This is a genomic window from Rhodococcus ruitaii (genome assembly GCF_055230935.1).
Map to the genome: position 1 here is coordinate 150,235 of NZ_JBUYWC010000007.1, position 21,994 is coordinate 172,228.

16 protein-coding genes are annotated in these 21,994 nt (G+C 63.3%); 5 read left to right on the forward strand and 11 right to left on the reverse strand.

The window, feature by feature from the left end; translation table 11 throughout:
* Positions 1-45 precede the first annotated feature (45 nt).
* Both ACZI8W_RS10480 and ACZI8W_RS10485 read left to right on the forward strand, forming a co-directional pair.
* Positions 46-861 carry an SDR family NAD(P)-dependent oxidoreductase gene (locus ACZI8W_RS10480; RefSeq protein WP_463368427.1) on the forward strand — a complete coding sequence of 272 codons (816 nt, stop codon included), beginning with the start codon at positions 46-48 and terminating at the stop codon, positions 859-861.
* Positions 862-883: 22 nt separating this feature from the next.
* Positions 884-1,813, forward strand: coding sequence for an NAD-dependent epimerase/dehydratase family protein (locus ACZI8W_RS10485; RefSeq protein ID WP_463368428.1), 930 nt, complete (start codon positions 884-886; stop codon positions 1,811-1,813).
* Positions 1,814-1,923: 110 nt separating this feature from the next.
* Here the strand turns inward: ACZI8W_RS10485 and ACZI8W_RS10490 are convergent, their stop codons facing one another.
* The 6 genes from ACZI8W_RS10490 to ACZI8W_RS10515 all read right to left on the reverse strand — a co-directional run bounded on the left by ACZI8W_RS10490 (position 1,924) and on the right by ACZI8W_RS10515 (position 11,822).
* A complete protein-coding gene (locus ACZI8W_RS10490) occupies positions 1,924-2,904 on the reverse strand; it encodes a dihydrodipicolinate synthase family protein (RefSeq protein WP_463368429.1) in 981 nt (326 codons plus the stop codon).
* An 11-nt stretch (positions 2,905-2,915) separates the two neighbouring features.
* Positions 2,916-5,009: a hydantoinase B/oxoprolinase family protein gene (locus tag ACZI8W_RS10495; RefSeq protein WP_463368430.1), complete on the reverse strand. Its 2,094-nt coding sequence runs from the start codon at positions 5,007-5,009 to the stop codon at positions 2,916-2,918.
* Positions 5,010-5,024: 15 nt separating this feature from the next.
* Positions 5,025-7,148 carry a hydantoinase/oxoprolinase family protein gene (locus ACZI8W_RS10500; RefSeq protein ID WP_463368431.1) on the reverse strand — a complete coding sequence of 708 codons (2,124 nt, stop codon included), beginning with the start codon at positions 7,146-7,148 and terminating at the stop codon, positions 5,025-5,027.
* Between the two features lie 52 nt (positions 7,149-7,200).
* Positions 7,201-8,457 carry an MFS transporter gene (locus ACZI8W_RS10505; RefSeq protein WP_463368432.1) on the reverse strand — a complete coding sequence of 419 codons (1,257 nt, stop codon included), beginning with the start codon at positions 8,455-8,457 and terminating at the stop codon, positions 7,201-7,203.
* Positions 8,458-8,660: 203 nt separating this feature from the next.
* Positions 8,661-10,328, reverse strand: a complete 1,668-nt coding sequence (locus ACZI8W_RS10510; protein ID WP_463368433.1) for a PucR family transcriptional regulator — start codon at positions 10,326-10,328, stop codon at positions 8,661-8,663.
* A gap of 78 nt (positions 10,329-10,406) precedes the next feature.
* On the reverse strand, positions 10,407-11,822 hold the full coding sequence (locus ACZI8W_RS10515) for an MFS transporter (protein WP_463368434.1): 1,416 nt from the start codon (positions 11,820-11,822) through the stop codon (positions 10,407-10,409).
* 472 nt (positions 11,823-12,294) lie between these two features.
* Here ACZI8W_RS10515 and ACZI8W_RS10520 point away from each other — a divergent pair, with 472 nt between their 5' ends.
* Positions 12,295-13,263 (forward strand): cyclase family protein, encoded by a 969-nt coding sequence (locus tag ACZI8W_RS10520; protein WP_463368435.1) that lies wholly within the window; start codon positions 12,295-12,297, stop codon positions 13,261-13,263.
* A complete protein-coding gene (locus ACZI8W_RS10525; protein ID WP_463368436.1) occupies positions 13,260-14,033 on the forward strand; it encodes an SDR family NAD(P)-dependent oxidoreductase in 774 nt (257 codons plus the stop codon). Before ACZI8W_RS10520 ends, ACZI8W_RS10525 begins: the two co-directional genes overlap by 4 nt.
* 295 nt (positions 14,034-14,328) lie before the next feature.
* Here the strand turns inward: ACZI8W_RS10525 and ACZI8W_RS10530 are convergent, their stop codons facing one another.
* Both ACZI8W_RS10530 and hisD read right to left on the reverse strand, forming a co-directional pair.
* Complete coding sequence (locus tag ACZI8W_RS10530) at positions 14,329-15,294, reverse strand: 3-hydroxyacyl-CoA dehydrogenase family protein (RefSeq protein WP_463368437.1); 966 nt, start codon at positions 15,292-15,294, stop codon at positions 14,329-14,331.
* A 137-nt stretch (positions 15,295-15,431) separates the two neighbouring features.
* Positions 15,432-16,778 carry a histidinol dehydrogenase gene (hisD, locus tag ACZI8W_RS10535; protein ID WP_463368438.1) on the reverse strand — a complete coding sequence of 449 codons (1,347 nt, stop codon included), beginning with the start codon at positions 16,776-16,778 and terminating at the stop codon, positions 15,432-15,434.
* Between the two features lie 347 nt (positions 16,779-17,125).
* Here hisD and ACZI8W_RS10540 point away from each other — a divergent pair, with 347 nt between their 5' ends.
* On the forward strand, positions 17,126-18,499 hold the full coding sequence (locus ACZI8W_RS10540) for an MFS transporter (protein WP_463368439.1): 1,374 nt from the start codon (positions 17,126-17,128) through the stop codon (positions 18,497-18,499).
* An 88-nt stretch (positions 18,500-18,587) separates the two neighbouring features.
* On the opposite strand, the gene ACZI8W_RS10545 is transcribed toward ACZI8W_RS10540, so the two are convergent.
* The 3 genes from ACZI8W_RS10545 to ACZI8W_RS10555 all read right to left on the reverse strand — a co-directional run bounded on the left by ACZI8W_RS10545 (position 18,588) and on the right by ACZI8W_RS10555 (position 21,893).
* Complete coding sequence (locus ACZI8W_RS10545) at positions 18,588-19,655, reverse strand: LacI family DNA-binding transcriptional regulator (protein ID WP_463368440.1); 1,068 nt, start codon at positions 19,653-19,655, stop codon at positions 18,588-18,590.
* A gap of 349 nt (positions 19,656-20,004) precedes the next feature.
* The gene (locus ACZI8W_RS10550) at positions 20,005-20,652 is read right to left on the reverse strand and encodes a response regulator transcription factor (RefSeq protein ID WP_463368441.1); all 648 of its coding nucleotides are present in this window, start codon (positions 20,650-20,652) and stop codon (positions 20,005-20,007) included.
* On the reverse strand, positions 20,634-21,893 hold the full coding sequence (locus ACZI8W_RS10555) for a sensor histidine kinase (protein ID WP_463368442.1): 1,260 nt from the start codon (positions 21,891-21,893) through the stop codon (positions 20,634-20,636). The genes ACZI8W_RS10550 and ACZI8W_RS10555 overlap by 19 nt, the downstream gene beginning before the upstream one ends.
* Positions 21,894-21,994 lie beyond the last annotated feature (101 nt).

Genomic DNA, 21,994 nt, shown 5'->3' on the forward strand with positions numbered 1-21,994 from the left:
AAACAACCGTTCCCGGATGTGTGGATCTGCGGGTGTAATACGTGTATGGCTGATTCCTTGTGCATGAGGCCGGGGGCGTTGCTCACCGGTCGTCGCGCCGTGGTGACCGGAGGCGCTGCCGGGATCGGGGCCGCTGTTGCCGGTGCGCTCGCTGCTCACGGGGCAGCCGTGCTCATCGCCGATGTCGACCCCGTCGGTGTGCTCGAGTTCGATCCGGCCGCGGGCGGCTCGATCGACTCGATCATGTGCGACGTGCGCGAGGCACCGTGTCCCGATGCACTGGTCGAACACCGGCCCGACGTGCTCGTCAACAACGTCGGTCATTTCGTCCGGTCGCCGCAGACCTTCGCCGACGACGACCCTGCCGTGTGGGAGGATCTGCACGACGTCAACTTCGCGCATGCCATGCGCCTGACCCACGCCCTGCTGCCCGGCATGACCGAACGCGGACGCGGTTCCGTCGTCAATCTCACCACCGTCGAAGCGCACCGCGCGATCCCGGGGCACACTGTGTACTCCGCGTACAAGGCGGCCCTGACGCAGTTCACGCGGTCGCTGGCCGCGGAGGTCGGACCCGCTGGGATCCGTGTCAATGCGGTCGCCCCCGACCTCGTCGAAACCGTCCAGGTGCCCTACGAGAAACTCGTGCCCGAGCAGGACCGTGCACTGTGGCCGTCGTGGTCACCGCTCGGCGGTCCTGGACAACCCGAGGACGTCGCCGGGGTAGTTCTGTTTCTCGCTTCCGACCTCGCGCGTTTCGTCACCGGCGGCACCATCCACGTCGACGGCGGCACGCACTCGTCGGGTGGCTGGGTGCCGCGCCACGACGGCGGCTGGACCAACCGGCCCCGCAATCCGTGAAGAATGCACAGAAAGGTTCCTTGTGAAGATCCTGCTCATCGGTGGTACCGGCATGATCGGTACGCACACCGCGCTGGTCCTGCGTGAACACGGCGACGACGTCACCCTCGCCGGTCGCGGCCCGATTCCCGACGAGTCGCCGGTCGCGGACTTCCCGCTCCTCGTCGGCGACTACACGGTGCCGTCGTTCACCCGAGAAGAGATGTCCGGGTTCGATGCCGTGGTCTTCGCCGCCGGTCAGGATCCGCGCCACATGAGCGCCGACGACGACGCACTGCAGTTCTGGGAGAAAACACAGAGCGTCGGTGTGCCGCGATTCGCACACCTCGTCAAGGACGCCGGTGTGAGCAGGTTCGTGCAGGTCGGCAGCTATTATCATCAGGTGCGTCCCGACATCGCCGAGACGAACCCGTACGTGGCGGCCCGCAAGGCCGCCGACGAGGGTGCCCGCGCGCTCGCCGACGAGTCGTTCGATGTGTGCACTCTGAATCCGCCCTCGATCCTCGGTGTCGTGCCCGGATCCTCCACCCGCCGCTACCGGAAGTTGGTGTCGTGGGCTGCGGGCAACGAACCGCAGATCCCTGATTTCGCCCCGCCCGGTGGCACCAATTACATGTCGGCGCAGTCGCTTGCGCAGGCGATCCGCGGTGCCGTGCACCACGGCGAGTCCGGCAAGGCGTATCTCATCGGCGACGAAAACCTCACCTATCAGCGTTTCTTCCAGATGATGGTCGACGCCGCCGGTGGCGACCGCGAGATTGCGGTGAAAGACGAATCACATCCGTTGCTCTCGGATGCGGCGATCGTCCAGGGGCGCGGCAACACCCTGGCGTACGAGCCGGACCCCGCCGATGTCGCGCGGCTCGGCTACGACCGGAGTGACTGCGCACGCGCCGTCGCCACGATGATCGACGCTGTCGCCGCGGCGTACCCGGAGGTTCGTGGTAGATGACGCCGGAGACCATGCGCGCCGGACGACGATTGTCGAGGCGGTGAACGCGGGAGCCTCGCCACCAGCACGCGCTGGAAGCGAGGTGCCCGCGTCCCGAACCTTTCCAGCTGCTATGCCTGCTGGAGCGCGAGGGGTAGGCCGATGCTGCGGAGATCATCGTGCAGTTCGGCGCGCGCCGAGTCCTCTATCTGCGTGAGTGGCGCGCGAACGGGGCCCGATGCCATTCCCAGCGCTTCGGTCCACGCCTTGAGGTTGGTGATCGGCATCAGTTTGGACTCTCCCCACGGGTGGTGCAACCACTTGTCCATGAGGTCACGCTGCGTGCCCAGCGTGTCGGCGATGGCCTTGGCTCCCTCGATGTCGCCCTGGAAGGCGAGCGCGGTGTAGTCCTTGATGGGGGTGTGGCCGGGATACTGGATGATGTACGGGGCCGGAGATGACGTGTAGAGACGGAATCCGTGCTCCGTGATCAGCTTCAGCCACTTTCGTTCGTCCGGGTCTGCGACGATCAGGCGATCGCCTGCTACTCGGACGGTTTCGAGAGTGTGTTCCAATGGTTGCGGGTTCTTCACCGCCACAATGTTTTCGAGGTCGGCGAGCCGGTCGAGCATCTCCGGGGACAAATTGATGCCGGTGTACCCCGTGTTCGAAATCAGGATTCCGATGTCGGTGCGGTCCGAAATCCACTTGAAGTAGTCGTAGATTCCCTCGGTGGGGGACACCATGAAGTACGGGTTGCCCAAGGCAGCGTACGTGGCACCGATCTGTTCAGCATGATGCGTCAGCGACACGCTCTCCCGCGCCGAGTGATGACCGGTCTGGACCACGACGGGGATACGCCCCGCGACCTCCTCCACAACGGCTTCCGCGGCACGGCGCCTCTCGTCGAGGTCCAGTGACCAGAATTCGCTCATGAAGTGGCCGCAGAAGATTCCGTCGAGCAGGTTGTTCTCGACGTAGTAGCGAACGTTGCTACGAAGCCCCGCCTCGTCCAATTCGAAGTCGGACGTGAACGGGTAGGGAATCGCGCCCCAGACACCCGTCATGTTCTTGCGTGCATAGTCTTTGGCGTTCGATCGTGTGTAGTGCATTGTTGTGTCCTCTAGTCGTTGGAGAGAATCGGGCCGAGCTCGCGACGGGTGTCGCCGCGCTTGCGGATCTGGACGTCTACCATGTAGCCGCTCTCCGGGCAGATGTACTCATGAAGCTCGAAGAAGGGGCTGTCGCCACCCCACTTGCGTCCGACGAGTGGTCCGGCACCGCCTACTGGGCCGATGCGCTGTACCAGCGCAGGGTCCGACCGATGCGTTGCGATCGAGTCCTGCTTCGGGGCGCTACCGCCGAGTCGCTGGGTTCTGATCTGGAGTCGTAGCTCCTGTGTCGCGGGTGCGTCGAACTCGCCCGCCGTGATCACGACACCGTAGGAGTCGTGAGCTTCCTGCTCCGAAACATCGCCCGTCGTCACGTCTGCAACGACGGATGCGGGGTCACGGAGGAGAGGATCTTGGATCCCTCCACCTCCGTGTGGTGAGGTGACGAGGATGTCGCCGGCTTCGAGGCGCAGGCGGGCTTTGGACGACAGCAGCTCGATCTCCCCTCCCCACACACTGAGGTCGTCGCCGCGGTGTTCACTGATCAGCCGATCGAGCACCTCCGGCTGCCGGATGACGCTGGTGTTGACGCCGCCGCCCGGGTAGCCGCCGTCGAGCCCGGCAGCGCACGAGTGCTGTGCGCCTTGTGTACTGACGGTGACGTTGAGCTGACTCGTACCGCGGAGCGCCATCGCGCTCGTGACGGCCAGGCCACCTCGATGAACACCCGCTCCACCGGAGTCCTGCGCGCGCCGACGGTAGAGGTACACGAATGGGCTGAGTCCCTCGACCGATTCCACATTGGGAACGTTGGCTTGGGGGACGGAAAGCATCCCGGCAGCCGTGTAGCCGTCGTCGAACGACCGTGCGCCACCCCCGCCCAGGTGGGAGTCGATGAGCATGGTGCCGAACGGCTCGCGGTATTGGTTCTCGCCGAACACGTTGTACACATACGGTGAACCACTCCAGTTCGCCATTGCCGGTTCGACGCTCGCTGAAGGGCTGTCCGTGATCATTCGCGCCACGGCGGACATCGCTGCGTTCGACGTGTGGTGTGTCGCGCTGATCGACGCACCCCCGACGGGGGCCGGGAAGCTGGCGTGGTTGAGGGTGCCTTCGCGTGTCGAGATCTCGACGCAGCGCATCACTCCCTGGTTCCACGGGATGTTGGCGCATAGTTGCGTCATGACAGGAGACAACGAGCCGGCAAGCGCCCCTGCATAGGTGCTGTTGATCGAGCCGTCGGTCTGATCGTCGGTCTCTGTGTAGTCGAAGTGAAGGGTCGTGTCATCCTTGTTCAGCTTCAGCCGGATACCGTAGGCACCGTCCTCATGGCCGTTGTGATCCATGAAGTCCTCTGCGAACCACTCCCCGTCGGCGATCGACGCGAGTCGCTGGCGCAGCAGGAGTTCGGTGTAATCCATGCAGTCCTGCATGGTGGCCGAGACTGCGTCGACGCCGTATCGGTCGATCGTCTCCGCGAGTCGCTCCTTGACCACGTTCGATGAGGCGATCATGGCGCGCAGGTCGAGTTCGAGAGAACTGGGTGTTCGCGAATTGGTCAGATAGGTCGACACAGCGTCGTTCTGGATCCGCCCGTCCCGCATCATCCGCAGGAATCGATATCGTGGCGCCTCCTCGTACGCGGTGTGGGCATCCAGGTTCCAGCTGCCGGGAACCGGTCCGCCGACGTCGATCTGATGCACGATGCACGCAGTCCACGCGATGAGGGTGCCGTTGTGATGAACAGGAGCGACACAGCACACGTCGTTCTGATGCAGGGCACCCATCCACGGATCGTTCGTGAGATAGACGTCACCGACACCGACTTCGTCCCCCAGCGATTCGATCGCATTCCGCACCACCTCGGAGATCGCTGCGGTGTGATGGATGAGGTACTGGCCGAGCGTGACCAGATTGCCTTCGGCGTCAGTGAGCGCGACGCCGAAGTCGTTCGCCTCCGATGCGACCGGCGATCCGGAGACGTTGATCACCGTCCTGCCTTGCTCGTCGTTGATCTGCCACAGCCGGTGGCGCAGCACCTCGAAGGTGATGGGGTCGGTGCGGGGAGTAAAGCGTTCCGCTTCAGTGCGTACCAAACTCATGATCTGTTCCAATCCTCAGTGGCGGACGAAGTAGTTGCCGGTCTTGTCCACTTCGAGGATTTGACCGGGATGGAGGGGGATTGTGGTCCCGTAGGTGTCGATGACGGCCGGTCCGATGACGGGCTCGTCGGGTACGAGCAGTTCGCCTCGATAGACGGGTGTGGGCGTGTACCCGAGATCCGGCCAGTAGACCTGACGCTCGCCTACGAGGGGGTCGCCTGACTCCTGGTAGCGGGGACGGCTGATCGTCGGCGCACTACCGGGAGGGGTCACGGTCGCATCGACACGGATGGTGATGAGTTCCAACGCCGATAGCGTCGAGCGTGCACCCTTGCCGTACAGCATCTCGTACTGACGCTCGAAGTTCTCGACGATCTCATCGAAGTGTGCCTGTCCGATAGGAAGATCGGCGCGGACGGGGATCGTGAGCTCGTTTGTCTGGCCTTTGTACCGCAGCTCCATGTTGATCCCGAATGTTCCGTCGTCTCCCTGGACACCGTCACGTTGGAGCTGCTCGCGCATGTCGTTCGAGAGACCGCGGACGATCTCGTTGACCTCGTCCGCAACGGAGGCTTCGACGGGTTCGCCCTGACGGATGATTGTCATGGGACGGAGTGAGCGGCTCGAGAAGTGCCGGATATCAGATTGCCCGATTCCGAAGGCGGAGAAGACCGTGGCCGCGGCGGGGATGATGCTGGACTTCACGTCGACCTCGGGACCGTACCCGGTGCAGTGCGTCGGTCCGCACCCGCCGAAGTTCACGAGCGTGAAGGTACGCGGGTCGTAGCCGCGTTCGATTGTCATCTGGCGGACCAGATCGGCCATGTGCGAGTTGGCGATTCGGTAGATTCCGAACGCCGCTTCCTCAACCGAGATGCCCAGCGGTTTCGCGATGTTCTCGTTGACGACCTCGATGGCCTTCTCGCGGTCGAGCTTCATCGCCCCGCCGAGGAAGTAGTCTGCGCTGATGTAGCCGAGGACGACATCGGCGTCGGTGACGGTGGCGAGCGTCCCGCCGCGCCCATAGCATGCCGGACCGGGGAACGACCCCTGACTCTGGGGACCGAGGCGGAGTGCACCGACCTCGTCGAGCCAGGCCACGCTGCCACCTCCCGCGCCGATGCTCACGGCTTCCACCGCGGGCACGCGCAGAATGTTCCTCTCGACCACGGTCTGGCTCGCTGTCTGGGGAGAACCCTCGACGATCAGCCCGACATCGAAACTGGTCCCGCCCATGTCGGCGGTGATGATGTTCGGCTCCCCCAGTTGTTCCCCGAGCTTCTGCGCCGCGACGATGCCACCGACAGGTCCGCTGTGGAGAGACGTGACCGACCGCTCGGCGAGCTCGCTGGCCGGGGACAACCCGCCGATCGACTGCATGATGAGGATCTCGCGGTCGTAACCGGTGCTCGACACGACATGTTCGACTCCGCGCACATAGTTCTGCAGCGTGGGCCCGAGGAAAGAGTTGATCGCCGTCGTGTTGGCTCGCTCGTACTCACCGATGACCGGAACGAGATCGCTGGACGTCGTCACGTAGATGTGCGGATGTCGCTCCGCGACAATCTTCTTCAGTTCCTGCTCGTGTGTCGAGTTGCGGAAGGACCAGAGTAGGCAGATGGCCAGACCCTCGATCCCCTCGGCGGCGAGTTCGTCCACGACCCGGGTTGCGTGCTCGACGTCCAGTGGAGCGATGATCTCGCCCTGATAGTCCACGCGCTCGATGACGCCTCGGATCAGATCGCGGGGGACAATGGGTTCGGGCCGCTCGGCGTGCCGATAGTCGGTGATCTCCATCGCGTCGAGGCCGGCAGTGCGGGAACGTACGCGTCCGATGAGCAAGGTGTCCTCGAAGCCGGCCGTGGTGATGAACCCGGTCTTCGTGCCCTTACGTTGAATGAGTGCGTTCGTTGTCACCGTCGTACCGTTGACGAACAGCCGGCACTTCCGTAGCACTCCGCTCGCGCTTTCCCCGAACCGGCTGGCGGCGGCGTCGATCGATTCCAACAGTCCCTTGGCCGGCTCGTGCGGAGTGCTGGGTGCCTTGCCGACGAAGAGTTCGCCGTCTCCGTCGACGATGGACGTGTCGACGAAGGTACCGCCGGTGTCAGTGGAGATGAGATACATGGTCGATTCCAATCCAGTAATTGTTGCGTGTGGCGTTGCGGTACCCCGAGGAGGGAGAGGTTCCCTAGCGGAAGAGTTGCTCACTGGGGCGGTAGGTGAGCATGACGATCAGCGACACGACGGCCAGTGAAACCATTGCCGATGCACCGGCGGCCTGCCAGCCGAGCTTCGTAGCAAGGAATGCCAGTCCGTAGCCCGAGATGCTCGACGGGATGTACAGCATGGCGACGAAGAGGCCGGTGGCGAATCCCCCCCGACTTGCAGCCATGTTCTTCTGTAGTAGGGACATGCTGTTCGGGTAGACGATTCCGGTAAACAACATACCCATCAGGAAAGACAGAACTATCTGAATGGTGAGTGCATTGGATGCCACGACGAATATCGAGCTGCCCACGATCATGAATCCGAACAATGCAATCATGTTGAGCCACTTCTGCTTCCAGCGATCTGCCAGCACCCCGAGTGGGATTGCGGTAAGTCCGCCGAATCCGAAGCTGCTCATGACGATCGCCGCGTCTTGCGTCGTGAAATCACGAACAGTGATGAGGTATGTGGGATAGAGGCCCAGGTAGCCGTAGATCATGAAGCCCGTCACTGCCGCGACGATGCAGAGGCGAACGATGTTCCCGCTCGCCGGCCGGCTTCCTCCGACTGGGGATTGCTCTTGCTCTGCAGGAGAGGAACTGTCGTCGAGCTTCCCCATGTGCGTGACCGAGTGGGGAACAAACTTCCACAACAGCATGACAACCACACCGAACAGTGCAAGTGCAATCAGCGGTGTTTGCCAATGGCCCGTGATCTGCATGATGCTGGCGCCGAACACCGGCGACAATGCGGCGCCGAGGCCGTATGCGGCCGTCAGTACACCGAGCGACATGGTGCGGCGGTGTTGGAAGAATGCGCCGGCCACCGCAAACAGAGCCGCGTTCTGGATTCCCTCGCCGATCCCGGTGAGTACGCGATAGGCGAACATGTCGAAGAACGAGACCGCAATCGCCTGAAGCCCTGTCGCGACGGAGAAGATGCCGATGGATACGACTATCACATGCTTGCGATCGAACTTGTCCGCGATGATTCCGGCGGGTATACCCGCCAGGCCGATTCCGAGAGTGAATACAGTACTGAGGAGTCCGGCTGCCTCCATCGAGAAGTCGTAGTGCCCCTGGATTTGCGGCAGGAGGATGGGGAAGATCTGACGATCCATCGCGTTCAGCATGTTCGTCGTTGCCATGATCGCGAGCACGATTGCCAGCCGTGTCGGTCCGAGGGCATGAGCGCGGATGGTGGTTGCAGTTCGCAGTGGGGAGGTTGCTTCGATCACCGTCGACTACCTTCATTCGGTGGAGTGCGTGGTCTGCATCACAAAGAATCGGTTGCTCAATAGTTCATCACAGGCGGGCTGGAATGTATTCCTCGAAGTAGAGGAGGATCAAGTGGGATCTTCCTCATTTTGGAGGAAAGGCCTGTCGGTAGTCGCAGATTCCGCAGGAAGCTTTTCGGGGGCGGTCTCGGGTATGTCGTCGATCAACGTAAGAGGACGAGGCACAGCAACCGCTCATCGGGGCTGCTCAAGTCGATGTCGAAGAGTTCGGTGAGTCGCCGAAGTCGATACCGCAAAGAGGTCGGATGCAAATTGAGCGCCTGTGCCGCCTCCGGCACCCGCCCGTTCTTCGTGAGGAACACCCGCAATGTCTGCGCATACTCGGAACCGTGGTCGAGATCGTATGCTCGAAGCTCGTCCACTTTGCGGTATGGAATCGCCCGCTTCATGTCTCGGGCGGCCTCGGCGAAGTGATCGAGCAACAGGGCGGCTGCAGCTTTGTCCACTGTCCTCACACAGGATCTCTTCGGCTCATGGCGCCGGAGCGATTCGAGTATCAAGTCGGCTTGGGTCCGCAGTAACGACAGGTCGTCGAGGCCGTCCACCGCACCTGTCACTGCCACGTGTAGCGGGATATGCAGTGTGCGAGAACAGGACGCAAACAAGGTATCAGCGAGGTCAGTGCTGTTTCTGCCGTCTGTGGACTGCGGCGCGGCGATGCAGTAGACGGCATTCCCGATTGCCGAGACCGCGTATCGCACCTGGGCAGCGCGACACGATAGGGCGACAGCGTTCTGCAGCCGCTCCTTCTGGCGATCGTCCAGATCGGCCGCCTCGCTGTTGCGGATCACGATGAGCGTGACCGTGGATACTCCAGAAAGGCCGAGCTCCTCGATGTCCGAACGTGACACCGGTTCACCGGCAAGAAGTGCCCGTATGTGACTGGTCTTCACGGCTCGTTCGGATGCGTCGAGTTCCATATGGCGGCGCAGATGCGGTGCGGTTGCAGCCGCTGCAACACGCAGCCGCTCCACGGTATCGGTCGGCAACGGGCTGTCCCCTCGTGCCAGCCAGATGACTCCTCCGAACTGTCGATCGACTCGGACGGGAGCGATATAGCGCTGCCGTTCCAGGAACGGCCCGCCGTCGAGTTCGATGACGTCTTCTGTGGTGCGGAGCCGATCCAGCGCCCCTATCGTCCCCAGATAGCTCACCCACTCGGCGGGCATGCTGCGCATCAGAATGGCTGCGTCGCGACCGGGATCATTGCCGACCCAGTCGATCGAATAGCCGAGCACCGACAGTCGTGCGTCCTCGATGATGACGGCGCCGCCGAGATAGTCTGCCAACGAGTCCGCAAGCCGGTGTACATCACCGAGAGCGACGGTGCTGCCGACCGCGTCGGTCGGCACGCCGGCGTTCTCGACGACAGACCTCGCCTCGTCCAATACCTGGACCCACGGCACCCCATCCGGCTTGCACCAGACGGCGATTCCCGTTTCTTCGGTCACACGCTGAAGTGCGGTGGCGTCGAGCGGATCCGGAACATGGTCGAGAACGATGCCGGGAACGGTGGAGTGTGCAAGCGAGGCGACGAGGAGCGTCACGTCGGCATGTTCGGGCTGACTCAACCACAGCTGAACATCATGGGAGGCAACCAGATCCGACCTCGGATCGTAGATCGCTATCCCGGTGACGTCACGAACTTTCGATTCATGATCGACTGTCGTCACCGGATGCACGAACCCGCTCCCGAGCATGGATGCGAAGGTCTGATTCGTCACCGCGGCGTCCGAGGTTCGGTGATCCGGAGTTCGATGGTCGGGCAGGTCGCGAGCAGACGCACCACGCTCTCTCTCGCCGGTAGACATGCCCCCAGAGTAGCGTCCCCGATGTCGGGTGGCCCCGGTCTGCGATCGCCTGTCCTGAGGTGGCGCCTGCACAGCGAGTCAGGGTGCGGTGACCTTTCGTCTGCGGGTGCGCTGCTGCTCGATTTCGTTGTCCAGCGCTTCGATCGACTTGCCCCGAGTCTCGAATCCGACGAACAGGAACATCGCGGCGCACAGCAGATACCAGGCCGCGAAGTAGCTGAATCCTGGAAGCAGGCCCTGCTCGGTAACCTCGGGTTTGATGACGTTGGATGAGCCCAGGATCAGGCCGAGACCGAGTGGGCCGATGATCTTGCCCAGGCCGCCGATCCCGTATGAGAACCCCATCCCTGTCGTACGAAGCTTGCTCGGCCACACCTCCGCCGAATACGGGCCGACGATCGCGAACCCGCCCTCACCGAAGAAATAGACCACGATCATGATCACGAAGAACGCGGACACGCCCAGCCAGGTGGTGTCGCCGACCAACGCTGCCAGGACTGTGGTTATTGCAGCACCGACTCCGGCGAGGGTACCTGCGCCGCGTCGACCGATCAGCTCCGAGAGGTAGGAGAGTGCGAACCGGCCTCCCAACGCACCCAGGGTGACGAAGACCATGAAGAACCCGGTTTCCGAGGGTGAGATGCCAACGACGATCACCAGGAGTGTGGGTGTCCACAGGGTGAGCCCGTAGTACCCCGTCTGCATGCCGAGGTTCGCCAGTATGGATGTCCAGAAACTGCGTGGGTACCGGATCAAATCGCGGAACGAGGCATGGGCGCTTTCCGTTTCGGTCGCGGTGTCAGTGCTCGTGGGGACCTCGGCGACGGGCAGATGAAGCGCCCACGCAACCGACTTGCGTGCGCCTTCGTGATCGCCGTTGCGGGCCAAGTAGCGTGGAGATTCGGGAATGGAGAGCCGGAGTAGGAGCACCGAGAGCCCCATTGCTGCCGCCACCATCATGATGCCGCGCCAGCCGATGACGTCGGAGAGTAACCACACCATGAGCGACCCAGCGAGGAACCCGAGAGGCACCGAGGCAGTGACTATGCCCGCCACGCGACCCCGCTTTGCTGCTGGCATGTATTCCTGCACGAGCGGGAGATCGACAACATACAACCCGCCGCCCCCGAACCCGATGATGACGCGGAAGAACGTCAGATACAACCACCCGAACGACGCTGAATCGGGGGTGAACGCCAAGGCTGCCGTGGCCGCGGTGAAGATCAGGATGGTCATCAGGAAGACTCGTCGCCGGCCGATCCGATCAGCCAGGCGACCGAAGAATATCGCTCCGAGGATCGCGCCGACGCCAGAGGACAGCAGAATGATCGAACTCTGCCCGAAGCTCAAGTTCCACGGTCCCGCTACGAACGTCAGGATGAACCCGATGAGGAAGTAGTCGAGGAACTCCAAGCACACGGCCCACGCGGCGATGACCGCCAAGGTTATCTGCCGTCGCGACAGTCGCTGTTGCTGATCCAACAGTTCGAACATGATTCGGTCTCATCTCATCTCGTGTGCGCCGATCGCCTCGATCGGCCGCATTTCGTCCGGATTCCGGCCTCTTCCGGTGGCGGGTCGATGTCGAATCGCGGTGGGGAGTTGCAACTGATGGCGCGGGCGTGGACTTCGCTCTGCGCAGTAGAATACGTATACGGTCCACGGCGATGCAAGGGTTGAATGCCATCGCCTTGTGTGCGACGCCTCCTTGTTGCCGGTGATGCTTCGACTTCGTATCGAGGACCGTGTCCCCATCGGATGCCCGAACATCTTGACTTAGCATACGTATGCATTGATGATAGGTGCATCACATACCAAGGAGGGGCCGTGACTCGGTACATCAAGTCGGCGACGGCGGATGAGAACCTGCAGCATACGGCGGGTGTCCGGACAACGGTTGAAGGCGCACTCACCGAAACCGCGGGCACGTTCTAGTCACCCGCCATAGACGAAGGAGTCGACGACGATGTCAACTGCACATCCCGAGATCACGTTCGATCTGTTCCACCAGCTGTACAAATCCTGCTCCAACTGGGGCCGATGGGGCGAAGACGACGAGCGGGGCACGCTCAATCACATCACCCCCGATGTGGTCCGTAACGCCGCCTCGCTCGTACGCACCGGCAAGGCGATTTCGCTGCAACTCCCGCTCGACGGCAATGGCCCGCAGACCGGCGCATTCGGCAGGGTGAACCCGGTGCATCAGATGGCCGCGACCGGAACCGACCATCTGGCGCGTACTCAGACGTACAGCGACGACCCCCTCGGGTGGGGCTTTGCCGACGACAGCCTCTTCTTGTTCCTGCAGGGCGGCACGCAGTGGGATGCACTCGGGCACATCTTCCGTGACGGTGTCATGTACAACGGGTTCAGCGCCGGCGAAGTCACATCCACGGGGGCGAAGAAGGGCGATGTCGAGAACTTCCCGACCGTGGTGTCGCGCGGTGTCCTCCTCGACATTCCGAAGGTGAAGGGCCGCACGCACCTGGATCCGGGCGAGGCGATCTACCCCGAAGACCTCGACGAAGCGTGCGAGAAGCTCGGCGTCCAGGTGCAGCGCGGCGACGTGGTGCTCATCCGCACCGGCGACATGCAGGCACGCAAGAATCTGCCGGCGTGGGGTGGCTACTCGGCGGGTGATGCCCCAGGACTGTCTTTGACCTGCGCGAAGTGGCTGCACGAGAAGGAAGTTGCTGCGATTGCCACCGACACCTGGGGCGCAGAGGTCCGGCCGAACGAGCTTCCCGATACGTTCCAGCCACTGCACCTGATCATGCTGGTCTCGATGGGGTTGCTCGTCGGTGAAATTTGGCAGCTCGATGAGCTTGCTGCGGACTGCGCCGAGGACGGCACGTACGAGTTCCTCTTGGTCGGACCGCCTTTGCGTATTCCGGGCGCCGTCGGATCACCGCTGAACCCGCAGGCGATCAAGTGATCGCCCAGGAGTCCGGCCAACCTGCCGACACCTCGCTGGCGGGCAAGCATGCGTGGGTCACTGGTGGAGGAGGGGACATCGGCCGGGCCAGCGCTCTCGCGATGGCCCGGGCCGGAGCACACCTGCACTTGATCGGACGCAATGCTGACCGGCTCGATCTGGCCGCCACCGACGTTGCTTCTGCCGTGGGTCGCCGCCCCGACATTCATCCGCTGGATGTCAACGACATCGCCGCCGTCACCGAGCTGTTTCAGGATGCGACCGTGGACGTGTTGGTGAACTCCGCCGGGACGAACATCCCGCAGAACCTCGATGAGGTGCGCGCCGAAGACTTCGACACGGTCTTCGATGTGAATGTGCGGGCGGCGTTCTTCGTCACGCAGCAGGCTGTGGGCGCCATGCGCAGGGACGCGCGCCGCGGTTCGATCATCATGATCTCGTCACAGATGGGACATGTCGGCGGACCGAAAAGAAGTGTGTACTGCGGATCCAAGTGGGCAGTTGAAGGCATGACCCGTGCGCTCGCGCTCGAGCTCGCACCCGAGGGCATCAGGGTCAACACCGTTGCCCCGACATTCGTCGAGACCGAAATGACTCGGGAGTTCTTCGAGGACGAGTCTTTCCGCCAGTTCGTCCTCGGGAGCATCCCTCTCGGCGTGATGGCGCAACCCGCTGATATCGCCGCGGCCGTGGAGTTCCTCGCAAGCGACGGTTCCCGCATGATCACGGGAACATCCATTCGGGTCGACGGAGGCTGGACCGCTCAGTAGGGAGGTGGACGGTGCACCGCCGGGTAGCGTGGCTCCCTGCGGGCACCGTCCATCGGCCACTACCCGATCAGGCCACGCGCTGCACAGCGGTGTTCGTGGAATTGAACGTTGAGTCCCGCCTACGCTCGGCCGACGTAGGCGGGACTGGTTGCAGCTGGGCGCGTGTTCGCCGCGAATCGTTGTGAAGACCACCGTTGTGAAGACCACTTCGCGGACCCGCGGTGCGTGTCAGGGTCCCGCAGAGAGTGCCATGTGGTGCGGGTCGGAATCGCAGGTCGTCAGGCCGGGGACGAGGTCAGAGTCCGGGAGCAGGCCCGAGATCGGCTCGGAGCGCGGACAACCGGGCGTAGGCGTTCTCCCGGTAGGCAACGAGCGCGTCCTTGTCCGCGTCGGCGATGTCGAGCAGACCGCGACCGGACTTGATCCCCAGCCGGCCCTGTTCGATCAGCTCGACGAGAAGGCCGGGTGCGGCGAACCGCGGTCCGTAGGCTTGCTCGAGGGTGTCGTAGGCACCCTTGTAGACGTCCAACCCCGCCATGTCGCCGATGGCGAACGGCCCGAAGAGGGCGAGCCGGAAGCCGAATGTGTTGCTCACGACGGCGTCTACTTGTTCCGGTGTCGCGGATCCCTCCTCCACGATCGACAGGGCCTCCTTGTACAGGGCGAACTGCAACCGATTGGCCACGAAACCAGGTGTGTCAGCCACTCTGGCGGTGATCTTGCCGAGCGATCGGATGAATGATTCGGCTACGTCGACGACTGCCGAAGTAGTGGCAGTGCCGGCAATCAGCTCGACGCCGGGAATGAACGGCGCGGGATTCATCCAGTGCACGCCGAGAAAACGAGAGGGCAGGTGTACTACCTCCGCGAGGTCCTCGATCGGGATCGCTGAGGTGTTGGTACCGACGATCGCATCCGCCCGCGCAGAGGCCGACACCCGCCGCAGCGTATCCAGTTTGATATCGATTACCTCGGGTACTGCCTCAGTGATGTAGTCCGCGTCCGAGACTGCGTCTTCGATCGAGGGGGCTGCGCTGAGGTTGTCAGCGACCTTGGCGGCGGCATCGGTGGTGAACAGGCCGAGGGATTCGTAGTGCGCAGCCTGTGTGATCAGGCGGTCGCGTGATTTCTGCGCGGTTACCGCATCGACGTCGGCCAGGGTCACCGGATACCCGGACAAGGCGAGGACCTGTGCGATTCCTCCACCCATGTACCCAGTTCCTACGACGCTGGTCCGTGAGATCTTGCCCAGATCGGCCATTGCTTCTACTTTCGGGTTCGGACTCCGGAGGGAGCAGAGTTCGGCGGGGTCGAGCCACATCGGATGGTGTTGGGCTCGACCCCGTTGCAGACTGCGGCGCCCGGCCGGTGGAGGCGGTCTCCGCCGGCCGGCTTTGTCTACTTGGTGAAGCGGTGATCGGACCAGGACAGCGACTCGCCCCGGTACTTGGCGGCGCGCACGTCGCCGGAGCGGGCGTGGCCCTCGAAGTACTCCACCCGGGCCGCACGGCCGCACAGTTCGCCGAAGAACGCGCTGGACTCGGTGTTGGTCACTTCCTGGTAGGTCACCGTGCGCAGGTACTTGCCAACCCACAGGCCGCCGGTGTAGCGGGCCGCGCCGCGGGTGGGCAGCACATGGTTGGTGCCGATAACCTTGTCCCCGTAGGAGACACAGGTTCCTTCGCCCAGGAAGAGGGCGCCGTAGTCGTGCATCTTGTCGAGCGCTTCGCGCGGCTTCTGGGTGAGGATCTGCACGTGCTCGGACGCGTACTCGTCAGCCAGCGCGTACGCCTCGTCCAAGGTCTTCACGACCCGGACCTCACCCCAGTCGCGCCAGGCCGTTTCTGCGTAGTCACGGGTAGGCATGTCGACCAGGAGGGTGTCGATGTGCTCGATCACCGCGCGTCCGAGTTCCTCGCTGGTGGTGATCAGCACCGCCGGCGAGTCGGGACCGTGTTCGGCCTGCGAGAGCAGGTCCACTGCGACGATGAACGGATCGGCGTGTTCGTCGGCAACGATGAGCACCTCGGTGGGGCCTGCGAACAGGTCGATGCCGACCTCGCCGAACAGCTGCCGCTTGGCCTCGGCGACAAAGGCATTGCCGGGGCCGGCGAGCATGTTGACCGGACGGATGGTCTCTGTTCCGACTGCCATCGCGGCGACCGCCTGGATGCCACCGAGTAGGTAGATCTCGTCTGCCCCGGCCAGGCGCATCGCGGCGATGGTTGCATCCGGTACCTCACCGCGGATCAGCGGCGTGCAGGCGGCCACGCGTTCGACGCCGGCCACCTTGGCCGTGATGATCGTCATGTGCGCGCTCGCCAGCAGCGGATACTTTCCACCGGGAATGTAGGCGCCGGCCGCTTGGATCGGCACGTTCTTCTGTCCGAGGAGCACGCCGGGTAGGGTTTCGATCTCGAAATCGGTCAGCGACTCGAGCTGCTTCTGGGCCATCACCCGGACCTGTTCCTGCACGAAGGTGATGTCCTCGATCACCTGGCGGGGTACTCGGGCGACGATCTCGTCGAGTTTCTCGTCGCTGAGCAGGTAGCTGTCGGCCGAATAGTTGTCGAACTTCTCCGAGTACTCCCGCACTGCGGCATCACCGCGCTGCCGGATGTCCTCGATGACGTTTTCCACGGTTGTCCGCACCGACGAGGTGCTTCCGCGCTCGACGTTCTCCTTCTGAGGTGCCTTGAGGTCCAGGGTGTGGATATCGGGACGGTGAACTGCGGCGATCGTCATCTGAGAACTCCTCCATCGAATGGTCGACGGACGGTCGTCCGCCTTCGGAAGTCACGTGACCGCTTGAACGTGGTGTCGGTCACTAAGCTAAGTGTATACGTATGCACTATGACCCGCAAGCGTTTGGGCGGAAGCGGCTCGGCTGTCGACGGCATTTCCTCTGGATGCGAGCGCGCATGCACCTGATCTCTCACGGGTTCGTCGCGATCCCGCACAAGGGGGAGTTGAGAATCTCGAATAGGTCTGTGCATTTGGAGTGATTACGTATACACTTTGCGTACTCTTCGCGTCAGGTTTGAGCCGATGCCACCTGCGCCACTCTCCGTTCCCCCAGTATTGGAGCGCATATGTCAGTCGATGCGTCGACGAACCCACCATCGAGTTCTGCGGACCAAACCTCGACCGTCGACCCGGCCATGCGTAGGCGGGCGCTGGTGTCGTCGGTATTGGGCTCGTGTATCGAGTGGTACGACTTCTACGTGTACGGGGTCGCCGCTGCGATCATCCTCAACAGCCAGTTCTTCCCGAATGTCGATCCGTTCGTGGGGATTCTGTTGTCGTTCAGCACCTATGCGATCGGCTTTGCAGCGCGTCCGATCGGTGGAGTGATATTTGCGCACTTCGGAGACCGGGTCGGCCGCAAGCAGATGCTCATGATGACCCTGGGCCTCATGGGCTTCGGGACGTTCATGATCGGCTGCCTTCCGGGCTATGCTTCGATCGGCATCGCAGCCCCGATCGCCTTGGTGTTGCTGCGCATCGTGCAAGGTCTCGGGGTCGGCGGCGAATGGGGCGGCGCAGCGCTGATGGCGACCGAGTATGCACCACCGAAGCGTCGCGGATTCTTTGGCTCGTGGCCGCAGATCGGCGTGCCGGCCGGCACCCTGCTCGCGAACGGAGCCTTCTTCTTGGTCGTCGGGTTGTTGCCGACAGAGGCGTTCGAATCCTGGGGTTGGCGAATTCCGTTCCTGTCCTCGCTCGCGTTGGTAGCGTTGTCCTTCTACATCCGCAGCAAGGTTGCCGAATCCCCGGTCTTCGAGGAGGTCAAGGCCAAGGGTGAGATCGAAAAGATGCCCGTCGTGACGGTCATCAAGACCCGGCCGCTGACCATCGTGCGGGTCATCATGATGCGCTTCGCCGAGAACGCGAACTACTACATCTACACCACCTTCCTGCTCGCCTACGGTCCCGAAATCCTGGTTGCCGAGAACGACATCCTGCTCGCGACGATGATCATGGCAGGCCTCGGTTTGTTCAGCATCCCGTTCTGGGGTTGGGTGTCGGACCGGTGGGGTCGCCGCTATACGGTGATAGCCGGCGCAGTTGTCATGGCGCTGATGGCGTACCCGTTCTTCTGGGGCGTGCAGACCGGTGACTTCCTGATGGTATTGCTGGTGCTGATCCTGACCTGCAATATTGGTCGTGACCTTTGCTATTCGGTGGAACCGGCCTATTTCACGGAGTTGTTCGAGCCGAAGCTTCGCTACTCCGGGGCGTCGGTCGGGCCTCAGGTAGCCGCAGTGCTGGCCGGTGGATTCGCGCCGCTGCTTGCCACCGCACTGATTGGACCCGACTTCGATCGTTACTGGCTCGTCGCCGGTTACATGGTGCTGACCTCGCTCATCACCTTTGCGGGCGCGCTCTGGTCCCCGGAAACGGCACCGCGGGTGCGGCTTCGCCGTGGATGGAGCGAAGAACACGATCCGACTACAGGCCGGTAGCCTGTGACGCCACAGACAGGCGTGAGATGTCCGGGCCGCGATCTCGCGGCCCGGACATCTCTGATCTGTCGGGCATACGCACGACGGGTTACCCGCTGAACACCGGAGCGTCGTCCTCGAGGCGAGTGGTTTCAGCAGTCCGCAACGGCGCCGATTCGGTCATCGGTGTGACGGCCGTCGACCTTCGCGGTACCAGATGGGAACGGAACGTCAGCGTCTTGTACGGAGCGTCAGGATTCTCGATTCGCTCGAGCAGGGCCTCGGCGCCGGCCTCCGCCATCGTCCGCGTCGGCTGGTGCATCGTGGTCAGATCGAAGGCGGGCCATGCACCCATCGAGATGTCGTCGTATCCGACCACCCATAGTTCCTCCGGCACAGCTATATTCGCATCACGCGCGGCGTCGAGTGCACCGAATGCGATCAGGTCGTTGCTGCAGAAGATCGCCGTCGGTCGGTCGGCGGAGGCCAGGAGCTTGCTCGCCGCGGCGTACCCGTAGTCGTGGCTGAACGAGGTACCTTCCACCGTCCACTCGGAGCGCAAGGGCACCCCCGCCTCGAGCAACCGCTGGGCGAATCCACGGGTCCGGTCGCGGGCTGTACTGGCGCTCGACGGTCCTCCGAGCATTGCGATCTTGGTGTGCCCGTTGGCGAGAAAGTAATCGGCAATCGTGCTGCCCCCGACCGCGTTGTCGCTGACCACCTGATCACACTGCAACGTTTCGACGACACGATTGATCAGCACGACGGGACTGTGCTTGGCCAGTGCAGCGCGCAGCGGCGCTGAGGCTTCGATCACCGTGGTGAAGATGACGCCGTCGATCGATCCGGCGTTGATCGCTTCCAACGCGGCGTCGTTGCCGGGGCCGTCAGAATTCCACAGCGTCACCTTCTGTCCCGCCTTGTCCAGGTACTCGGTCAGCGCGTCGAGAATTTCCGGGTAGAACGGATTGGTCAGGTCCGCAACTACGACCCCGATCGTCTCGACCCGGCCGGTCTTCATTGCCCGCGCCCCGAGATTCGGGACATAGCCCACCGATGCTGCCGCATCGAGGATCTTCTTGCGGGTGGCGGGGCTGACCTTTCCATTGCTGAGTGCGCGCGAGACCGTGGCCTGGGACACCCCTGCGAGCCTCGCAACGTCCCTACTCGTTGCCATACGTATCTACTCCGCTTCTGCGTGGCGCACCGCTTCGGGCGTCGCAGCTGCCACGCCGTCGTACCGCCGATCATCCCATGTCAACACTGCTGGGTTTCGTTCCGGGACGCCATCAGGCAGGGCCGACAGAAGAGATTCATTACCTCCACGAGACATGACATCCACGATTGTATACGTATGAAGCTGTCAGCCTGGACCGGGCGGTCCTCGAGGGCCGCTGCGGAGCACTGAAACGGGTCGGGTTGGTCGCAAACGCATCAGCCATCACCAGAGCCCGTGCATCCGCACGCATGTGTCGGGAACATTCTCGCCTGCGCTCTGTGCACGGTCGAGAACGCTGGACGAACCCTCATCTTTGCAGGTACTTCAGCACTGCGAGGACGCGGCGATGTCCATCCGCTTCCGGCGGGAGATCGAGTTTCAAGAGGATGGACCGCACGTGCTTCGCGACCGCGGCATCGGTGACCACCAGTTTCGACGCGATCGTGGCGTTCGAATCCCCTTCTGCCATCAGTGCGAGCACTTCGAGCTCACGGCTACTCAACCGCGACAGAGGATTTCGATTCGTGGCGAGGAGGGTACGGACCACTTCCGGATCGATCACCGTACTGCCCGCCGCGACCCGTTCGACATCGGCGACGAACTGCTCGACCTCGCCGACACGGTCTTTGAGCAGGTACCCGACACCTCCGGCGTCGAAGTCGATGAGTTCGGCCGCATAGGTGGGCTGAATGTACTGGCTGAGAACAAGAACCGGAAGACCGGGATGGTCGCGACGCAACGTCATTGCCGCGACGAGTCCCTCATCGGTGTGTGTCGGGGGCATCCGGACATCGGTGATCGCGATATCCGGACTGTGAGACGCCACGACGTCGTGGAGCGCATCGGCGTCGGTGACGGCTGCGACCACGTCGTGGCCGAACCGCCCGAGGATCCCGACGACACCCTCCCGGACGAGGAGGGAATCCTCGGCGAAGACTATGCGGAGTGCCGGCACGGAATCTCCATTCGCAGTCGGGTGCCCCCGTCCGCGGGGCTGTCCAGCGACATCGTGCCACCGAGTACGGCAATCCGGTGATCGAGTCCGGTGAGTCCGGTTCCGGCGGTCGGGTCGGCACCTCCGGAACCGTCGTCGGTGACCTCGAGGAACAACGTCGAATCAGTCAGGCGGCCGTCGACCCGCACGTAGGACGCGCGGGCGTGCCGCGCGACATTCGCGAGCGCCTCGCACACCGCGAAATACGCGGTGGATTCGACGTCTGCGGCCAGGCGCGGAATGTCGAGTCGCACGTCCACAGGTGTCGGTGAGCGCGCGGCGACATCGTCGATCGCAGCGCCGAGTCCGCGCTCCGACAGCACCTGCGGTTGGATGCCTCGGATGAGATCGCGAAGGTCCTGCAGTGCCAGCCGGGCCTGCTGCTGGGCTTCGCCGACCTGTTCGGCCGCCGCGGAATCGGCGGGCAGGTCTAGCTTGGCCAGGCCGAGCGACATCGACAGTGCGACGAGGCGCTGTTGTGCGCCGTCGTGCAGATCCCGTTCGATGCGACGACGTTCTGCGTCGAACGCGGCGGCGAGAGCACTGCGCGAGAGGGTGACCTCGTTGAGCATCCGGTCGAGTTCGGCGTCGCGGGGCGACAGCACGGCCCGCGCGATCTCGGCGCGGCCGGCGGCCCACGCTGCGATGATGTAGGCAGCGATCGGCAGCAGGGCCAGTGACACAACGACGCCGAGAGCCCGATAGGCCGGCGGCACACCGACTTCTGTCAGCGAGACCTGCAGTCCGAAACCCACCACCCCCAGACACAGGGCGACCACCACCGCGTCGATCCAGCACAGTACCGACGCGTTGATCACCGCGTAGCCCAATTCCCGCCACGTCACGCGTTCGCGCAACCGAACCCGGAGCCAGGCTCGCCATCCCGGTTCGGAGACGCGAGTGTGCGGGTCGACGGTCGGTTCTTCGTCGACCAATCGGAGCCGTGTGCGTTCCCAGCGGGCGATGGGAATCCCCATGAGCAGGCATGCCGCGAGTAGCAGCAACCCCACGACGTAGACCGACAACAGCGCCGCCATCGCGACTGTGGCGGCCGTCAGTGCGCCCAACGCCGCGCCCGTCACCAGAAACACGACAGCGCGCCACGGCCACCACGACAACAGGAACCGTCGCGGCGACCGTGTCACCGCGGTCCGAAGCGTGGAAGGTTCCACGTCGCCGGTACGAAGTGCAGATGGTCCCACACCGAAGCACGTTATCGCGTTCGGCGGGGCTGCACAGTAGTGCAGACGCTACCTGCAACAGTCACCTCTGGGAGACCGACGCGACAGGAGAAATCCGGTTT